At 65.2% G+C, this 18047-nt stretch carries 21 protein-coding genes; 5 read left to right on the forward strand and 16 right to left on the reverse strand.

Annotated elements, in window-relative coordinates:
* The first annotated feature begins 226 nt into the window (after positions 1-226).
* The 3 genes from QEG98_RS27735 (at position 227) to QEG98_RS27745 (ending at position 1938) form a co-directional block, all read left to right on the forward strand.
* Complete coding sequence (locus tag QEG98_RS27735; RefSeq protein ID WP_316563423.1) at positions 227-1189, forward strand: hypothetical protein; 963 nt, start codon at positions 227-229, stop codon at positions 1187-1189.
* Positions 1190-1191: 2 nt separating this feature from the next.
* On the forward strand, positions 1192-1602 hold the full coding sequence (locus QEG98_RS27740) for a hypothetical protein (RefSeq protein WP_316563424.1): 411 nt from the start codon (positions 1192-1194) through the stop codon (positions 1600-1602).
* A 132-nt stretch (positions 1603-1734) separates the two neighbouring features.
* Entirely contained in the window at positions 1735-1938 is a 204-nt protein-coding gene (locus QEG98_RS27745) for a hypothetical protein (protein WP_316563425.1), read from the forward strand.
* A 43-nt stretch (positions 1939-1981) separates the two neighbouring features.
* Here QEG98_RS27745 and QEG98_RS27750 read toward each other — a convergent pair whose 3' ends face one another.
* From QEG98_RS27750 to QEG98_RS27780, 7 genes are all read right to left on the reverse strand, one after another.
* Positions 1982-2173: a hypothetical protein gene (locus QEG98_RS27750; protein WP_316563426.1), complete on the reverse strand. Its 192-nt coding sequence runs from the start codon at positions 2171-2173 to the stop codon at positions 1982-1984.
* A 38-nt stretch (positions 2174-2211) separates the two neighbouring features.
* Positions 2212-2718: a hypothetical protein gene (locus tag QEG98_RS27755; RefSeq protein ID WP_316563427.1), complete on the reverse strand. Its 507-nt coding sequence runs from the start codon at positions 2716-2718 to the stop codon at positions 2212-2214.
* Between the two features lie 66 nt (positions 2719-2784).
* On the reverse strand, positions 2785-3267 hold the full coding sequence (locus QEG98_RS27760; protein ID WP_316563428.1) for a transglycosylase SLT domain-containing protein: 483 nt from the start codon (positions 3265-3267) through the stop codon (positions 2785-2787).
* An 81-nt stretch (positions 3268-3348) separates the two neighbouring features.
* Complete coding sequence (locus QEG98_RS27765; protein WP_316563429.1) at positions 3349-3681, reverse strand: hypothetical protein; 333 nt, start codon at positions 3679-3681, stop codon at positions 3349-3351.
* A gap of 89 nt (positions 3682-3770) precedes the next feature.
* The gene (locus QEG98_RS27770; protein ID WP_316563430.1) at positions 3771-4217 is read right to left on the reverse strand and encodes a hypothetical protein; all 447 of its coding nucleotides are present in this window, start codon (positions 4215-4217) and stop codon (positions 3771-3773) included.
* Between the two features lie 110 nt (positions 4218-4327).
* On the reverse strand, positions 4328-4789 hold the full coding sequence (locus tag QEG98_RS27775; protein WP_316563431.1) for an imm11 family protein: 462 nt from the start codon (positions 4787-4789) through the stop codon (positions 4328-4330).
* Between the two features lie 120 nt (positions 4790-4909).
* Positions 4910-5650 carry an AHH domain-containing protein gene (locus QEG98_RS27780; protein ID WP_316563432.1) on the reverse strand — a complete coding sequence of 247 codons (741 nt, stop codon included), beginning with the start codon at positions 5648-5650 and terminating at the stop codon, positions 4910-4912.
* A gap of 252 nt (positions 5651-5902) precedes the next feature.
* Between QEG98_RS27780 and QEG98_RS27785 the strand changes: the two genes are divergently transcribed.
* A complete protein-coding gene (locus QEG98_RS27785) occupies positions 5903-6643 on the forward strand; it encodes an OB-fold protein (RefSeq protein WP_316563433.1) in 741 nt (246 codons plus the stop codon).
* An 11-nt stretch (positions 6644-6654) separates the two neighbouring features.
* Here QEG98_RS27785 and QEG98_RS27790 read toward each other — a convergent pair whose 3' ends face one another.
* From QEG98_RS27790 to QEG98_RS27830, 9 genes are all read right to left on the reverse strand, one after another.
* Positions 6655-7065, reverse strand: a complete 411-nt coding sequence (locus QEG98_RS27790) for a hypothetical protein (protein ID WP_316563434.1) — start codon at positions 7063-7065, stop codon at positions 6655-6657.
* Positions 7062-7676, reverse strand: coding sequence for a hypothetical protein (locus QEG98_RS27795; RefSeq protein ID WP_316563435.1), 615 nt, complete (start codon positions 7674-7676; stop codon positions 7062-7064). Before QEG98_RS27795 ends, QEG98_RS27790 begins: the two co-directional genes overlap by 4 nt.
* Positions 7673-8965 (reverse strand): hypothetical protein, encoded by a 1293-nt coding sequence (locus QEG98_RS27800; protein ID WP_316563436.1) that lies wholly within the window; start codon positions 8963-8965, stop codon positions 7673-7675. Before QEG98_RS27800 ends, QEG98_RS27795 begins: the two co-directional genes overlap by 4 nt.
* A 10-nt stretch (positions 8966-8975) precedes the next feature.
* On the reverse strand, positions 8976-12536 hold the full coding sequence (locus tag QEG98_RS27805) for a phage tail protein (protein WP_316563437.1): 3561 nt from the start codon (positions 12534-12536) through the stop codon (positions 8976-8978).
* 5 nt (positions 12537-12541) lie between these two features.
* Entirely contained in the window at positions 12542-13234 is a 693-nt protein-coding gene (locus tag QEG98_RS27810; protein WP_316563438.1) for a C40 family peptidase, read from the reverse strand.
* Positions 13235-13355: 121 nt separating this feature from the next.
* Positions 13356-14108 carry a hypothetical protein gene (locus QEG98_RS27815; protein WP_316563439.1) on the reverse strand — a complete coding sequence of 251 codons (753 nt, stop codon included), beginning with the start codon at positions 14106-14108 and terminating at the stop codon, positions 13356-13358.
* Positions 14051-14437 (reverse strand): hypothetical protein, encoded by a 387-nt coding sequence (locus QEG98_RS27820; RefSeq protein WP_316563440.1) that lies wholly within the window; start codon positions 14435-14437, stop codon positions 14051-14053. The genes QEG98_RS27815 and QEG98_RS27820 overlap by 58 nt, the downstream gene beginning before the upstream one ends.
* Before the next feature lie 49 nt (positions 14438-14486).
* Complete coding sequence (locus tag QEG98_RS27825; protein ID WP_316563441.1) at positions 14487-15362, reverse strand: hypothetical protein; 876 nt, start codon at positions 15360-15362, stop codon at positions 14487-14489.
* A gap of 372 nt (positions 15363-15734) precedes the next feature.
* Complete coding sequence (locus QEG98_RS27830; RefSeq protein WP_316563442.1) at positions 15735-16430, reverse strand: phage minor tail protein L; 696 nt, start codon at positions 16428-16430, stop codon at positions 15735-15737.
* 310 nt (positions 16431-16740) lie between these two features.
* On the opposite strand from QEG98_RS27830, the gene QEG98_RS27835 reads away from it, so the two are divergent.
* Positions 16741-18030 (forward strand): hypothetical protein, encoded by a 1290-nt coding sequence (locus QEG98_RS27835; RefSeq protein WP_316563443.1) that lies wholly within the window; start codon positions 16741-16743, stop codon positions 18028-18030.
* Positions 18031-18047 lie beyond the last annotated feature (17 nt).

Here is an 18047-nt window from a genome sequence, read left to right on the forward strand (position 1 = left end):
AACGCGCGCCCCCAGCCCGGCGGGCCCCACTTCACCTCGCTTCTCTTGCTGTCCGGCTCGCCCCGTGGGCGCGCTGGCCGGACGGCTGCGCCTGCAACCTCTCGCACCACCAGGAGCACCTATGGACCCCATCACGTCACGTCACACCGCCCTCCCCGGCCTTGAACCCGAATCCGGGCCGCCCGAGACAGCAAGGGGCGCGGCTCGCCCACGTGGCGCAGTCGCCATGAAGGCGGGCAACATCGTCGAGTCATTTGGAAGCCGCGCCTCGGGGACCCAGGCACCGGCGGCCAAATCTGCGGGAACAGAGCTCGCCCTCGCCAGCGAGCATCCGAAGGCCGGCGCGGTGGCGGAGCACCTGCCTCAAGCAGGACTCAAGGCGCAGGGGGAGCGCGAGCGGGAGGTGCAGAAGGGGCTCCTCAGCCGCATCGGCTCCGCCGTCGCGGGAGGGCTCCGGCGCGCGGGAGACGCCGTCGGAGGCCTCGTGACGGGAGCGAAGGACGCTGTTGTGGGAGTCGTGCGCAACGGTGCGGAGGCGGCGCAGACGCTTTCACGTGGCCTGGGGCAGGTGTTCACCGGGCGCTTCCGTGAGGGCTTCGGCGAGCTCGGGCGCGGCCTGGTGCAGGTGGTCCAGACGCCCATCGACGCGGTGCTCCTGGTGGGCGGCCGGACCATCAGCGCCGTCCAGACACTCCTCGGCGTGGAGCCCGTTCGACGTGGGCTGACGGGCGAGGAAGAAGCCGTCCTCCGGCAGGTGTACGGAGACAGCCTCGACTACTCGCGCATCTCCATCAAGGAGGGCAACGCAGGGCTCCTGACTGCATCGGGCCGCCCGTTCGTGCATGGGGACACCATCTACATTCCGTCGAAGCACCTCCCACTTAAGGTGGGCACCCTCATCCACGAAGCTGCCCACGTGTGGCAGCACCAGCACGGGGGCACCGATTACATGAGCGAGGCTCTCTATGCGCAGCTCTTCGGCGACGGCTACAACCTCGGCAAGGCACTCAGTGAGGGGAAGTCCTGGAGCGAGATGAACCCGGAGCAGCAGGCCGAGCTGCTTGAGCAGGGCTACCTCGCGGGTTTCTTCGAGGATCCACCGAAGCGGCTCTACGTCAACGGCGTCGACTACACCGCGCAGCTTGAGGCCGCGGTGCGAGAAGTCCGGGCCGGACGAGGGGCGCCGTAACCATGAGACTGCATCGACTTCTGCATCTCGCGGCGGTGGCCGTCCTCGCAGCCGTTGTGGGGGCCTGCGAGCCTCCCATTCACATAAAGCTGGCATCCGCAGCAGAGCAGCTACCGTCTCCCGAATTCATCATCAGCGAGCCGTCGCAGCCAGTCGAGAAGCCACGCTACAGCTACGTCAGCGTCATGGACCTCGACGGCACCCTGATGTGGGCGTTCCGGAAGCGCCCTCCCAACTTCGAGGTATCCCCAGCGAGGCTCAGCTACGGCGTCCTCCCCGAGGGCTTCGAGGAATTGGAGCAGCCCAAACCGCTCGTCCCCGGCCGCACCTACAGCATCGGCGTTTCCGGAGAGGGAAGCGGAGGGTTTCACTTCCACGTCAGTCACGACGGGACAATCCGCGAAGCCCGATGACACCCCTTCTCCTGCACCCGAAGGCACCGTGCGCAGTGCTGGCCAAGGTGGACCCGCGGACCTGAGGCGCTCGCCAGAGCTGGCCATGTGCGCGTAGCCTCCCCTCGGGCAATGACGCCCAAGGGGGAATCCATGACGGCCAACATCGAACGGTACCGCCAACTGCGCGCGGACATCCTCGCCGACACCCAACTGCTGGAGATACTGAAAGCCGTGCCCATGACGCTGGCAACGTTGACTCAGAAGTCACCGGCGGCTCGCGTCGAGGACCGCCTTGCAAAGAACAAGCGCGACATTGCGCAGTGCCTGAAGGACCTGGAAGACGCAGGTTTCTAGCGACGACGGCCCGCTCCGATGTCCTGGAGCGGGCCTCCTCATTTCACCAACCGAACGTCCACCGCGCGCCAACGCCCGCCATCCGCTCGCGGGCGTTGGCCTCGGCGAAGCCGAACAGACCCAGGCTCGGTGTCAGCCGCGCGCCCAGCTCGCCGCGCACATAGGCGCCGGAGAGGCTGGACACTCCGGCCTGGGCCTCGAAATAGCCGGTACGGACCGGGACGTCGGACAACACCCGATCCAGCCCCGCGACCACGGCTCGCCGCGGGGCGTCTAGGGGACCGCCGCCACGACCTCCACGTTCAGCTTGCTCGAAGCAATGAGCGCCGCGGCTGCCGCATTCGCGCGCACCTTCTCCTCCGCCTTCTGGGCGCCGTGCATGGCGCTGAACTCCATCTTCGCGAGCGCCTGCTCGTGCGGCTTCAGCGGGCGCCAGCCGTTGGCCTTCAGCCAGTCATCGGCCAACTTCAGTCCCTTCGCTGCCTTGTCCGCGAAATTCTCCTTCGGGTCCTCCGCCGCGACATCCTCCACGATGTTGTACGCATGGTGGAAGGCCAGGGCGATGCGGCGCTTGCGCGTGGCCGTCAGCCAGGTGCCGGCGCCGAAGAGTCCGACCGCGCCGACGAGGACGCCCAGCGCGGTGCCGATGGCGGTGGGGGTGAGCAGCGAGTCGAGGATGGACGCAGGCGGCGTGCCCGTCGCCTGGGCCAGCGCGACGGCGGGACCGGAAAGCACCATCGCCACCGTGGCGACGGCGAGCAGCTTCAGCTTCTGTTTCATGGGGTACTCCTGGACTGCGGGGAAGCCCGGCGCCGAGACGCCGGGCAGGGAGGTATGTGCGGGCGCTCAAGCGCCGGACGCGGCGGGAGTGGGCGTCGAGCCAGCGAAGCGCTCGCGCCGCGAGAGGACGTCTCTGGCGTAGTCCTGTCCGGTGGTGACGCTGTCCACCATGACCAGGCGGTGCTCATCAGTGGCATCAACCGGGACGCGTGCCAGCACGGAGCGCACCCGGCCCAGGCCTGCGTTGTACGCAGCGAGCGCGCCGGCCTCGTATCCGTCCAGGGAGTCGATGAGGCGGCGCAGGAGACGGCAGCCGTACAGCACGTTGATGGCCGGGTCCTGCCACAGCGGACGGCCCAGGTCGTCCACGGCCGCGACGAAGCCCTTGTGGGCCCTGTCATCCACCTGCATCAGGCCGCGCCCGTGGCCATGGTCCCCAGTGCCGCTGGGGCCCTTGGGCGTGAGCGCGTCGCCACCCAGGGACTCCCTGTCCATGACGGCGAGCACCAGCAGCGGGTCCAGGCGGTACAGCGAGGCGATGGGTTCCACGGTGGGAAGCCAGCGCAAGAGACGAGAAGGGAGTTGGGACATGGGGACTCCAGTGGAAGAGGACGCCAGGGGCGTCGTGGGTCAGGATGCGGAGTCCTGCGTGGACGACGATTGCTGCGCCGCGCGGACGGCGCGAGCCTTCGCGAGCCACAGCTCTCCCTGCGCGCCGCGCTCCCAGACGCCATCCGCCGTCAGCGACTCGCCGGTGAGGTCGGCGCACGTGCGCATGTAATCGAAGGCGCGCTCGTAGCCGAACGGATGGATGGAGTGGCGGAGGAGAATCCCGAGCGACTCGGGGTTGCCTCCGTTCTTCGCGAGCATCTCTTCCGCCTCGGCCCGGAACTGCTCAACGGTCACCGGCGTCGTGTCGGGCACGTAGTCGTCGACATCATGCTCGTCTGCAGGCTGGGACATGCGGTGCTCTTGGGGTGCTGCGAGTGAAAGGGGAGCGCGCCACGCCACCACGGCGAGCGTGGAGACGAGAGCGCGCGGAGGGCGAAGGCTCACGGCGTGGACCTCGCCGCCTTCTGCGGGTCCACGAGGCTGGCCGTGTGCTGGTGACGGAGCGCGTTGCGCTCGCCCATCAGCGTGTGCGAGTCGTGAGCTGCGCGAGCGAGCTGCGGGCGGGCCTCGGCCTGCCACGTCTCCAGTGCCTTGAGGCGCAGGTCCACCAGCCGCAGTGCGGACTCGTGCTCGCCCACCCGGCGCAGGTCCGCCTTGATGTCCTTCACGTCCGCGGCAACGGCCCCCATTTGCTGGACGAGCAGGGGCACCTGACCGGCGTCCACCCTCTCCTTCTCCAGCGCCTTGAGCCGCTGCTCAAGGACAGGCACCTGCTCGACAGCCGCCTCGTGCTTCGCTTGGCGGCGCGAGAACAGGCCGTTGAGGATGGGGACGACGACGTTGCTGGCCGCGAACATGACAACCGCGACCTCGGTGGTAAGCTCCATGAAGCCGCATCGTCACGGGATGCGAGGACGCCGTCCGGTGAGCCCGGAGAATCGACGAAACGCCGCTCTATCCGGTCTCGGTGTCGCGAACTGCGCTCCGGTGGGGCTCGTCAGCGGAACGCCGACGAGTCGCCCCATTCCGCCACGGGGATGAAGCGCAGCCCTTCCGGCGGCGGTGACAGGGCGAGCACCCGCTCAACCACCGTCCGGTGAAAGACGTGGACCACGGACTCGGCGAGCCGAAACGCCAGTCGCTCTTCGAGCGGCACCTCACCGAGCACGGCCTCGTCGAGGAACAGCTTGTCGAGGCTCAGCAGGAGGTCGCCGTCCTCGTCGAACTCGAAGCGCGAGCGCACCCTGTCCATGCAGGCGAGCCGTCGCCACATGTGGAGCAGCCAGTAGCGCAACACGGAGTCACCCACCTGCACGTCCGCGGGCACGAGTTGGACTCCGTGTAGAGCCGCCGCCTCGAAGGCTTCCTTCAGCCGCGTGGACACGACAGGAGCAGGCAGGCTGTGAAAGTCGGCCATGACGGGCTGGGGCGGAACCGGCTCCCCAAGCTTCAACTTCACGGGCTCCTCGACCTGCACAGGCTTCGGCCGGAGGAACGGGAGGTACCCTTGGTCCCACGACAATAGGGGATGGTGTTGGGAGCGAGCGCGCAATAGGACGAAGTAGTCGTCTTGCATGGTCTACTCCCCCACCTGGAGCGCTCGCCGCTGGAGGGCCGCCCCGGTGTCTGCGTGAACGGTACGATGCTTGCGCCCTGTAGGGCATGCCCGGCGCGGCTTGTCCTGGATGCTCTCAACTCCAGCACAGCCGCTCCCACCAGGTTGGTAGTCCAGCCCATCGGTCGTGAGCGTCCACTTTCCGCCGGCCACCTTCCCCAGAATCGTGCGGCTCAGCCTGTCCAGCTTGGCCGTAAGCCCCGCGGGATTCGCGCAGAAGCCGCCACTCGCGGCCATCTCGGCGACGCTTGCCAGCAGTTGCTTCACGGCGTCTGGGTACGCAAGGTCCATGTCGAAGGCCCACCCACCCGAGTGGGGGCCGATGTGGACCGGGACGTGGAGTTCGCAGGCCACAGTCATGACCATGGGCAGCATGACGCCATTCTCTCGCCGGTTGATGTCGTAGCCGAAATCCCGGCAGAAGCGTTCCCACTGTTCGTCATCCGCCATGGCCTCCGAGCAGATGAGGTGGTGGGCCGCGATGGACCAGCGCCCTGTATACCAGGGGTGCTCCTTCGATTTGCGGCCAGCGAGGATGTTCCCACGTAACTCGGTGGGGTCCCCGTGGTGCCATCCCCACTTGGCGGCGAGCGTGTGCCACGGCCCCCCGCAGTACTCGCAGGGCGGTAAATCCAGCTCCTGCGGCCATTTTTTCGGCTCGGAACCGAACGTCCGAAGTGGAACGCTACGAGCGAGGGCGGGCATGCTCGGAAGCACACACGCGGGCGGCCTGGATTTGAATACCCCCTTGGGGTGACCGCCTGAGCACTATCCCACATGTTATAGATTCGCAGGCGTAGGGGTGTGTCAGCCCTCGTGATCGGCCCCCTTGCCCCACCCTGCAGGCCGTGGTGAGTTCCACTCCATAAACCGGAGGTGCACATGCGCGCGTGGTGGCTTGTCCTTGGACTGTCATTGGTTGGATGCAAACAGGAGACACCCTCCTCGACAGACCAAGTGAGCCCACCCATTGGGGAGGCACAAGCTCCCACCGAAGAACCGCCACCTTCACCGCCCGCGCCCATTGTTCCGCATGTCAGCCCGCGCGAGTTGTGGGAGGCCTACTCGGACAATGAGGTCGCCGGGGATCTGAAGTACCGGGGCAAAGACCTTGTGGTCACTGGGATCGTCCGCGACATTTCCAAGGATGTGGCCGACAACATCCTCGTCGCGCTCGACGTGGGCGAGATACTCCACGCGGTCATGTGCCATGTCCCCAAGAACGAGATAACAACCGTGGCCAAACTCTCGAAGGGGCAGCTTGTCGCGCTCCGAGGAACGGGACGTGGATTCGTGATGCAGCGTCCCGTCCTGGGTGGGTGTCATGTCATTTGGGCTGGGCCAAAGGCCAAAGACAAGATTGACCCCAAGGTCGCACTTGCCACGGCCCGCTCGTTGAACATTTGCGCGCACAAAATGGTGCGCGTGCTCATGCCTGAGTTGGCGACGGCTCGGGACGGCGGCCCGGTATCCGATGACGACCTGATGAAGGTATTGGAGGCACAACCCGCCTACAGAAGCACGGTGGACAAGGCGAATGCCGACCTGAGTGCGGCAGGACTCGTGCCGTTGCCATGTGACCATCCTTCCCTATTCGCAGCGAGTCGGTGTGAGTCGGAGTCCGTCGCGAAACGACCGCCTCCTGAGTGCAAGACCCCCTGGACCAAGGCAGTGATGGCCGCAATCCAGACGCAATGACGCCCACCGAATCAGCCCCTTGAAGCGGCGCCTGACCGAAGTAGGGCCACACGGACGAACTGCAGCAGCGGGGCCGGCGCGCCAAGCACCTCCAGAATCTCCTCGCGGGTGGCGAGTCCGCGCAGGTGAATCCCGTTGAGGCACCCGTCGCAGATGAAGTCCGCGTCCGGGACGAGCCCCCACGCCTCGCGCGTCGCCGGCGGCGCCATGGACACGTCCGCCATCATGTCCGCCTGCTGCCGCCGCCCACAGGGGCACGGCCGCAACGGGTTCTCCGGCTCGTCCACCTGGTTGGGGCGAAGCACCTCTCCAGCAGGACCGCGCGCCGGCTCGCTCGACTTGGCGCGCAGCAGCGCGGACGGAGCATGCATGCGAGCGGCATCCAGGTGGTCCTTAAGCGTCTTCATCTTCCACGGTGTCATGCGTCGAGCGCCTCCCAATAGAGCATGTCGCCCACGTCCGGCGTCTTCGACGCGTACTGGTCCGTGGAGGTGCTGTAGGTGACGCCCGCCCCAGCATCCACGCTGGAGTGCCAGACGTGCGCGGTGGGCTGGTTGCTGCCCGCGGGCACGGACACGGACTTGATGCGCAGGCGCAGCCGGTCCGCTGCGCCAAGCCCCGGCGCCGCAGCCGTCAGGACCTCCCCGATGTGCGTGTTCACGGACTGCACCCAGTTGACGGTGTTGTTGTTGGAGTTGGCCCACAGGGTGGTTGTCGCGCGCTCCACCCAGGACTGCCCCACGTCCAGGCTGTCCAGCGCCACGACGATGCTGCCCTGGGCGGAGCCCGGCTCCCAGCTCCCGCCCGCCCCCATCTCGCCGGTGCGCGGGGGCGTCAGCAGATAGATGGTGGCATTGAAACGGAGCGCGTACTGGTCGTTCGTCGCCGGGGCGTTGCTGAGCACCACCTCCACCGTGGAGCCGATGCCGGTGGCGAGGTTGGACGAGCTGGCGGGGTTGTTCGCCCGGGCCGTGACGATGCCGCCGCGCTGGCGCAGCCGAGCGCGTAGCGTGAAGCCGCTGCCCCCATTCATAATCGCCTGGGTGTCATCGTACGTCGGCAGCGCCGCGTTGTAGGTCCCCGTCTCGCTGCCGCTGCCCGTCGCCCCCACTTCGCCCGCGGCTCGTGCGTGAGTCCACCGCGCAGCAGCACCATGGGCGTGTTTTGAAACGGCGGGCTGAAGGCCACGTAGGCCCCGTGCGCGGCGAGCTGCGCCTGGCGGCCCTTCGCGATGGTGCGCGGCGCCCCGCTCCCGTCGGAGATGCCGACGTTGTAGGAGATGCTGCCGTCCGGGTTGAGGGCCGTGTACACGCGCGGGGTGGCGGACTCGTCGAAGACGTCCACCACTGCGGAGTCGAAGTCCGTCACGCCGTTGCCGGCGTCCAGATTGGCGATGAGCACCAGGGACACGTACCGCGTGGCCTGGTGCATGGGCCGAGGGTTGCGCGGGTCCTGCGAGGGCCAGTTCTCCGTGACGTTGGCGGACAGCCCCTTCACCCAGCCGGTGAATTCGCTGTACCCGGTGGACGCCGGCAGCAGCGCGCCGGAGATGCAGTAGTAGTGCTGGCTGCCCAAGTCATTGAGGCCGGCCGCGTTCACCATGGTGACACCGTCCGCTGCCCACCCGACGAAGCCGCAATACACCGCCTTCCCGCCGGACGTAGGCTCCTGAAACTGCCGCACGCGGCAGCGCAGGCGGTACAGCTTCGACGGGTCGTACGGCAGCTTCACCGTGGAGTAAATCCACACCGCGTTGGTGCACCGCAGGGCGTTGCCCCCGGAATAGCCCTGGCCGGAAACGAGGGACGCCGCCGGCGGCGCCAGCAAGGGGTTGCGCTCCCAGTTGCCCAAGTCGAAGGGCGAGCGCTCGAAGGACTCGGTGAATGCGCCCACGGCATTCCGGGATGCCTCCTGCGCGGCCGCAGCGGGGACATTCTTCAAGTTCGCGGTGGCCAGCTTCACCATGTCCGGGTCCGCCACCACCGCGCCCCCGAGAACGCGCCAGTCGCTCTGCGTGCCGTTGGAGTACAGGGCCTGGACGGCGCACTTCACCTCCACCGTGGAGGCCAGGCGCAGTGACACCACCGCGCGGCGCTCAGAGGGGCCCACTCGCACCGACTCCAGGAGGTAGGTGTCCGTGTTGTTGGGGTCGTCCCCCTCGTAGACGGCCACGCTGAAGCCCAGCAGGAGGTGCGCGGGCAGCGTCTCCACGTGCTCCCAGCGAATGTCGAAGTGCCGCGGCCGAAGCACGCGCGGGTTCGGCTCGCCCGGCGTGATGTCCACGTCGATGCCGCCCTGCAACTCTTTCTCGCGTGAGCGCATGCTTTCTTCTCTACGGTGGAGGGGTGGAGGACACCGTCATGGTGACGGACGCGGGGGTGGTGGGCGCCGCGCGCACGGTGACGGTGGTGGCGTTGGTGGAGTAGTTGCCCGTGGTGTCGACGGCCTTCACGCGCACCACGTGGTCCGCAGGCCCAGGCACGGGCCACTCATGCGCGGTGGCGCGCACCTTGGAGATGAAGGTGGCCGAGGCCCAGTCCGCCCCGCCGTAGCGCAGCTCGTAGGTGTCGCGATCCAGGTCCGGAATCTCGTTCCACCGCAGCGTGGCGGTGTTGCCGTTGAGGGTGTAGCCGAGTCCCTGCACGTCCGAGGGCGGCGCCAGCTTGCCTTGCACGTTGAGCGAGGCCTCGGCGTAGGCGGTAACGAAGCCGTTGAGGACGGCCGCCACCTGCACGGAGAAAGCGCCGGGGTTGATGTCGCGCAGCTCCCAGAAGTGCGTCTGCACCCCCGTCACCGTTGTCCAGTTGCCCCCGTCCACCCGCCAGCGCACCACGTACTCGGTGGCGCTGGGGCGCTGCGCCCAGCGGGCGTTGAGGGACACCTTCACCCCGCCATTCGTCGTCTTGTAGAGGCTCTCCCCCAGCACCAGCTCCGCAGGCGGCGCCGAGGAAGGCAGCACGGAGGTGGGCACCGGCTGCAACTTCACGCCGAGCTCCACCTCGTCGTACTTCCCCGGGTGGTGGCGCAGCGCCGTGACTTCGTAGAGGTGCGGCTCCACCTCGGCCACGCTGAGAATCCGCCACGTGGTGGGCGCCAGGTCCGACGCCGCCAGCACCCAGACGGCATTCCGGGCAGGCGCCACAGGGAATGGCGTGGCGACGGTGAGGGCCCGGTACGGCGCCGGCGCCGCGGGCGCCAACTCGCGCTCCACCGCCGTCCCGTCCGGCATCACCACGGATAGGGAGTACGTCTTCCCCGCCTCCAACGTGACGTCCGTGTCCAGTTCCACCTGGGTGGCTGTGGCGGCCACCACGCGCCCACCCCAGCGTCGCCCGGCCCGGTACGGGTCCTGGAGCTTCACCACAGCCCCGGGGTTGCGGAGGGCGCCCTCGAGGCCCGTGCGGAACACCACCGTCTCCGTCTCCAGCCTCTCAGTGAAGAGGAGCCACCGGCCCACCCGCTGCGCCTGGCCGCGCGAGGTGCAGCCCAGCGCCACCACCTCGGTGGGGTTGTAGCCGTACTCGCGCAGACCGTCCTCGTCCGTCACGTACTCCTTCGCCGACTTGTAGTGGTTGGCCGGGTCGTTCCACGTCACCAGCGCGACGGTGTGGCGCGCGCGCCGGCCGCTGCTGGAGTATGTGAAGAAGCCGTCCACCACGTTGGCAGGGGTGAAGAGGTACTCGGCGTCCCGGGGCGCGTCCTGGGCCACGTACACCGCGCCGCTGGCCCAGTACGTCATGCCCCGGAAGACGGAGGCGAGGTTGTTCACCACCTGGTACGCGTCCGCCTGCGTCTGGAGGTAGAGGTTGCAGCGGAAGCGCGGCTCCTGGCCGCCCTTCCCGTCTGGCACCAGCTCGTCGCAGTAGCGGCCGATGGTGTACAGCCCCCACTTGTCCACGTGGGACTCGTTGAGGAAGCGGCCCAGGCCGTAGCGGCGCGTCGTCAGCAAGTCGTAGAAGCACCACGCCGGGTTGTCCGTCCACTCCACCTTGAAGGTGCCGTCCCACGTGCCCGAGTACTCCCGCGTCAGCGGGTTGTAGTTGCTGGGCACCCGCACCTTCAGCCCCCGAATCCGGTACGAGCGCGTGGGCACCGTTTGAAACTGGTGCGCGGACACCTGGAGGGCGACCAGCGCGCTGTTGGGGTAGCTGAGCTTCTCGTCGATGAGGGTGGCGTAGGACTTCCACAGCGTCTTGTTCTGCAGGTTGGCCTGCGTGCTGTCCTCGGTGAGGCGCCGCACGCGGATGTCCCACGGCGCGCTGCCGGTGAGCTCCACCCGGTACGTCCGCTCGTAGGGGCTGGTGCACTTGCCGGCGATGACTCCCGCCCCCTCCAGGTCCTGCTCAACGAAGCCGCCGCCGTTGCTCTGCACGTCGATGGCGATGAGCACCAAGGACGGCATCAAGTCGCCGGTGAGGGCACTCTGGAAGGTGAGCTGCGGCACCTGCACGGTGATGCGCACCGCGTCCACGTTGGCGTCGCTGACGGTGCGGACGACGGGCTCGTTGCGCTTCACCTCTGTGTTGACGGAGAACTCCACCTCTGCGGAGGGAAAGCCGGGGATGTACTCCTGCCCCTGCGTCCCCTGCACGTCGTAGAGGGTGACGTCGCGGAAGTTGTAGGTGTCGTTGGGATTCTGGACGACGACGCCGTCCAGGTAGACGGACTTCAGCTTGTCCACCAGGCCAACGATTTCCCCCTCGCACAGCAAGTCCAGCACGCGGGCGTAGTTGGTGGACTTCAGCGTGTCCGGGAGTTCGACGGGCGTGCGCTGGGCACCACCGCCGCCCTTGCCCCCATTCGCACCGCCGTAGCCGATGACGGGGCCCAGCTCAGATTTCGACTTCATGAGGTGCCTCCGGGTCTGCGCGCTTGGCGTTGTGCGAGAGGAAGCCCAGCGTCTGGTACGTGTGCGCCCCGTCCACGGTGATGCGCACCACCGGCCCACGTCCGCACGCCACCACCTCCCGCACCACGCCTGGCTGGGCGCCCAGCAGCAGCGCGCCGGGAACCGGTGCCGCAGCTCCACCCAGTCCGCCTCGGTGCGCACGCGGTGGTTGTACGTGCCCACGAAGGCGCGGCCGTCCTCCAGCTCGAGCCGCCAGCACTCCGCCTCCAGGAAGGCCACGTCCGTGACGGGGTACGCGCCCCACCGCAGCGTCGCCTCGTGCTGAGTGAGGACGCGCATGCCCACCTCCACCTCACCAGCGGGCACCTCCCGCCCTTCCGCAAGGAGGATGGGCACCCACGGCGCCGGACACCCACCGCCCGAGGGCCCCTGCCCGCCTGGCCCCGTCTGCCCGCTTCCGTGCTTCCCGCCGAACCCTCCGCCCTCGCTCCACTCGGTGACGATGCCCGCAGAGATGACGCAGGAGCCCACCTCCAGCTCGCCGTAGCAGATGGGCACCGGGTGGCCCTGAGCCAGCGTGTTCACCGGCCCGTTGAAGGCGTAGTTGGGCTTGTTCTTCGGCTCCTCGTCCGGGGCCGCAGGCGCGGGCGGTGCGAAGAGCATCTGCGATACGCCGCCCACCACCAGGGACGCGCCCATGGTGATGAGGGGCGTACCCACACCGAAGCCGTAGGCCGAGAGCACCGCGCCGCCTGCGATGAGCACGGCCCCCATCACCACCTGGAAGACGCCCGCCTTCGCCCCGGCCAGGGCCGGCATGACGGTGATGACGGGCGCGTCAGCCGGGCGCGCCAGCTCGTCCTGGCCCACGTCGCGCTTGCCGACGAAGACGTGGAAGCCGGGCGCGCTGTGCTCCACCAGGTAGCGCGCGAAGCCCTCGCACACCGCCGAGAGCGCGCGCACGGCCTCCGCGGGCGAAGGCACGCTCAAGTCCAACCGCCAGACGCGGCCGAACTGCCGGCCCAGCGGACCTCCGAGAACCACCGTTGTCAGCATAGGGTGCGGTGTCGGACGACCTTCCGAGTGATTCGCTCCCAGAAGCCCGAGTACGTCTCCCTTCCAGAGAGGCGATTCTGGAGGTGGTGGAGGACGACGTCCGCCCCCAGGTAGACGCCCGCGTGGTTAGGCACCGGGGCGCGCAGCTGCATGAGGAGGACGTCGTGCTCACGCAGGGGCTGGCCGGTGACGTCTACGAAGCCCGCCTGGGCGTACCCCTCCAGGTAGAGGTTGCCGCCCTTGTCCCACCAGCCGTCCGGCCGATGGAAGTCGGGCAGCTCGATGCCCATCCGCTCCTGGAAGTAGTCGCGAATGAGAGAGAAGCAGTCGAGGACGCCGTGACTGAAAGGGCGGCCTACCAGCGGCGGCCGGTACCCGGTGGGGTGACACAGCTTCCAGTGGCCCACGGGGACGTTGACGATGAGCCAGGGCAGGCCCCAGCGCTCCATGCTGACGCGGTCCGCCTCGCTCGGCTCCGGGGCCGCGTTGGGGTGGGAGTGCACCACCGCCAGCACCTCCCCTTCCGCCTCCGCTCGTGCGTAGTCCTCCGGGTGGAGGATGAAGTGGGCCTGTCCTTCAGCCAGGTTGCGGCACGGCCGGTACGTCAGCTCGCCCGCGACGCAGACGACGAGGCCGCAGGACTCGAGCGGCGCCTCGGTGCGGGCATGATTGAGAGCCGAAACCACTACGCTTTCCGACAAATCGCGCATGGGGCCAGCATGACAGCGGCCAAGGACTTCGTCCGCCGCCCCAGAACGCCCTCACGGACTCCAAGAACGCCCCCCTCAACCCAGCAACCGACTCAGCCTATGTCTTCCTTTGCGTAATATCTTTGGCCGAGCCATCCGTAATATGAACAGAGTTCTTCACTGGCCCACCCAAACTCTCTTGGACAATATTGCCCGCATGAGATCGAAGCAGAACGACTTCCTGAACCGCGGACTCTTGAAGGAGCCCATAGACCTCGCGAGCCAAGGCGTCATCGGCTGCCAATAGCGCCCTGAGCTGCATCCGAAGAGCCCCCTTGGCATCCTCGTCGCCAGGGGTCCTATCGAGAACTTCAATGGCATCTCGAGAGCCAGGGCGCTCAAGCAGCCTCTTCCCAACCTTACTCCACAGTCGCTGCGCAGCAGAAAATGCCGACTCTCCCACCTTGTTGGCCGCCCCCTCCGCAACCTTCCTGCCAACACCGGCAAGCACCGGCAAGTATGGACCCATCACAACCATCGCATTCGCAACAACCGTCGAGAGTTCAAATTCCATATCAACCCCATTTCTCGCAGAGGCCACATTCTTCAAGCCTACAAGCGCATCAATCACACCTCGTTGATTGACGCGACCAATCTTTGACCCACGATCTGCAACAGCAAGATCCCCAGCCTCGAGCAGAGACCGCAGCGCCGGCAAGGTAGCACCAGACAAATCAAAGAAGTTATTATTGACCACATACGGACTCTCGCCTGGAATACTCCCTGGAGGGGCCTTGAGCTCCGGCAGGTCAGCTAGTTCTGGCTCGATGGGCTTTTTTTTTGCGGCGCTTCGTCGAGACGACTCTTCCACAAGCTCGTAATCTGAAAGCGAGGAAATACAAAATTCATGTACTCCTCATCTTCCTCATCTGCGCCGTCTTCGTTTGTGGGGCAATCTCTCCGCATGCACCGGTGAAGCACGTACTGACGTACTGTTGCAGGACTTCCTTCCGCAACGACATGCCGGTACGGACAAGTCAGCACGTCATACTCGCGGAGATTGCCGGCCTCATCCAGGTGGCGAAGTGCATCCATCACTTCCGCGTCAGAGCCAAGTTTCTCGGCCACAAAGAAGCCGGGCACAACAACCAACCGGCCATGCTCCCTGTATAGCTCCGCTATGCGTGCCTCGATACTCATGCGAATCCCCTCTAGGGTCCCCGTGCCCATAACCGAGCATTATATACGGTCAAGCGACATGCTCGTAAACCCGCGAAATCACGTGCTCCATGGCGGCTCGTGAGGCCCGACGAGGGAACCCAAGTCGGGTCTGGCGATGACCAAAGAGAAATTCGACCTCGCTGAGCTCTCTGAAGTCGTCGTCATCATGCGTGAGCGTGAAGTTATACGTTCGCGACTCATTCTCCATTTGGTCCTGCAACTGAACTCGCTCGTCATCCTCATCTAGCGGGTTGCGCTTGAAGGGGTTCGACGTCCTCCCCGAGTACCCAACGCGCCCCAGATTCCCAACACCGTCATCTCCGCTGACATCAACCCATTCCCATCCTTCGCTCAGCGCAAACTCCCGCAGTCGTGGTTCACTGAGCACTACAGCTTGCATGTATCTAGGTACGCCACGTCCCCTTTCTGGCACATCAAAACCCAGAAACCGCAACACTGTCCTAAGTGACTTCCGACCATCTGTCTGGGCTCCAAACACTCTCGTGAGTCGCGCCTCCGACTCCAGATCGGAGACAACCTGCACATCATATGTAACATCAATTTCTCTCTCTTCGTCCTCCTGCACGACCGTTATCGACCGCACGATTCGAACAATCGCCACAAGTTTCGATCCTTCGAAACCAATCTTATGAACTCGCTCCCGTGGTAACTCAGGATCATGGCCATCCCCACTTCCCGCTCTTTGGGCGGAATGCCGACCACCCCGGTACACGACCTCGTGCAAGGTCCCATCCCCACTTCGCAGATCCTTGGCGCCGATCCCGCTTGGCCCCAACCCTTGAAGCACAGAGCTTTTCACATCGCCAATTGCCCACTCGGCCAGCGCGGGAACCTTGAACAGGAACAGCGACTGCCGCCCATAGGCGGTCCACAACTTGCTCAATCGCTTCAGTGACCTGGGATCAAGCTGCCGGACGATCTCAAGGGCATTCCTCCTGGCGACTATACTCTTGGGATCCGCTTTTAACGACTCGATGATCTCCTTAACTTCAAGGTCCCTACGTCCCAATCGCCCGATGGTATGCAGCAGATGGTCAACGCGAATTCGGTCTATGTTCAACAACTGCCCCCGGAGCAACGATTGCGGGCAAACTGAACATGACCGAATCCCAATGTGCAACCATTCCGATCTCACCCACGTGGGTCATTTTTACCCCAATGCATTCACACCGCATCAGACGCTTCGATGCCTAACGGGAGTACTAGTGACCAACACCCTTCCCCAAGCCGGCTAAGTAGCTCAAAGAGAACTCTCTCATCGGAGCAAGCCAACCCCGGGAAAACCTCCGAAGGGCAGCACGGCGGTCTCCCCGAAGCGCAGCTTGCAGCTCTCCAGCCGCTTCCCGCACCGGTCCTCCGCTGGCGACGTCGTCGGGCTGTCGTCCACCTTCGCCACGGGCGGGCCCGCGTAGCCGCAGCCCTCCTGCCGGTACTCCCACCCGCACATCTGCGTGATGACGCGCAGCGGGATGCGGATGCCGTCCAAGTCACACCGCGCCGCGAGCGCGAACTCGATGAAGTGCTTGGACTCGGACGTCTTCTGGTCCACCACGAACTCGTCATCGGGGAAGGCTTCAACCGGACTGGCGGCAGGGTTGACGCCGCCGGGGAAGTTCACCGCGTCGAGGTAGCGGACGAAGGTGCGCTTGCGGAGGACGCGCGCGCCCAGCAAGTCGTTGAAGTCCCGGGCCAGCGCACCGATGGTGCCCACCACGTTGGCCATGGTGAGCGTGGGGCGCGGCAGGCGCCCCGTACCCGACTTCTCGAAGCCCCGCGCCTCCACAGGCCAGGGCTGGTACTCCGCGCCCTGCCACACCACTGGCCCGCCCAGCCCGTTGGTGCCGGCGTGGAAGTAGCTGATGCCCCCGCCAGGCAGCGTGGTGGCATCCAGGATGAAGAGCTCCACGAGGGCGCCCGGCTCCAGCTTCTGAATGTCCTCGGCGATGCTCATGCCGCGTCCCCAATGTCCGCGAGTCGCATAGAAGACGAGTAACCGTTCCAGCAAAGCCCCGCTGTCGAAGCCTCGCCCCTTTTTCGCGGCAGGAGAGGACACAATCCAAGGGGCAAGTGCCACCAGCACATACGGCACGAGCAAACGGGATGGACAGCAGACCGCAGCACAGTTCCCACCTTCAACATCTCACATCTCATCAACAGCAGCCCACATCAACGCAAAGAAGACAACACCGCCAAAAAAAATAAACCACCACACCCGTGACCCGACATAAACCGCACCACCCAAAGCCCACGACAAGGCGACCATGAGCACACACTGGATCACAAAGCCAACACACGACTTGCCCCTCACGCTCAGCATCGGCTCTGACTTCCATCTTGGGACAGGCATCATACTCAACGACCCAATCAATCCGCGCCGTGCCCCAATAGCCGCATTCAACAATATTACACAACCAACTCCCGCCCCGCACAGCACCACGACCCCTGACATCACAAACACAAGCACGCAATTTTTCGAATCATCCTCAAATCACGAAGAGGCACGCATATTAAATATTTACTTTCGAACAAGCCTTGGATTCGGCAGCGCCGGCGCGGCATACGACTACGCATCCCGCCAGCGCAAAATGTCGCGCACCATGTATGCAATCATTGAGTGGATCGGCAATGGCGACTCAATTGAACTCACCAATCCACCGCAATGGAACACGCCTCCGAATTCGGAATCGATAGCAGACGAAATCGACCGGCTCAATCAGTTCACACAGGACTATGGAACGCACTACATTTCAACTCTAAACTACGGCTTCCGCATTGCGGTCCGAGGGAGCATCACATCCCTCGAACAACAAAAGCGCATTGCCTTTGAGACTGCATTCAGGGCACTCGCTGTCCGAGGTTCTCTTTCCGGCGAGCAAACGGATCTCCTTCGAAGCACAACAGTAGACGTCAGGTGCGAAATTACCGCAGGGGGAATTACTCCGCCCCACCCACTAATCCTGACTGGGTTCGAACGGGTCCACAGCTTTTTGACATCCCTATCAACTGGAAGCATCGGCATAACCAAAGGACCAGTATCGGCAAAAATCACCTCATACTGGCACACCTTGATTTCATTTCCAAAAACCCGAGCTCTGTTGAGACCAGACCAACCACCAGTCATATCATCACCGAATGGAGTTCCTCGGGGGACGATTATTGCTTGGCATCCAACGCAGTCCGACCAAGCGCTTTTGGCGTCGTCCAACAACGCGCCTGTGACGAATGACCTCAACAACTTGGCAATGGAGCCTTTCCCTTTAATCATTCCTGATGGATGGGCTCTCTGCGATGGAACCAACGGGACTCCAGATCTGATAGAGCGACTTCCTCTTGGAACCCGCTCTAGCGATGATGTCGGGACGACGGGGGGGGAGGCAACCCACGACCACTACATTGACCTAACAACCACCCCCGGTGGTGGCGAGGGCCGGCATGGAGGCGGCGGCCCCTATTTATCCGAAAAAAGCCACAACCACAAGGTTAACGGATATACGCTTAAAGCCCCCTCAATGCCTCCATTCACACGGGTCTTCTTCCTGATGAAACTCTAGCAAGACCTCGAAACCGC

It is taken from the genome of Myxococcus sp. MxC21-1, assembly GCF_032612255.1.
Lineage (GTDB): Bacteria > Myxococcota > Myxococcia > Myxococcales > Myxococcaceae > Myxococcus > Myxococcus virescens.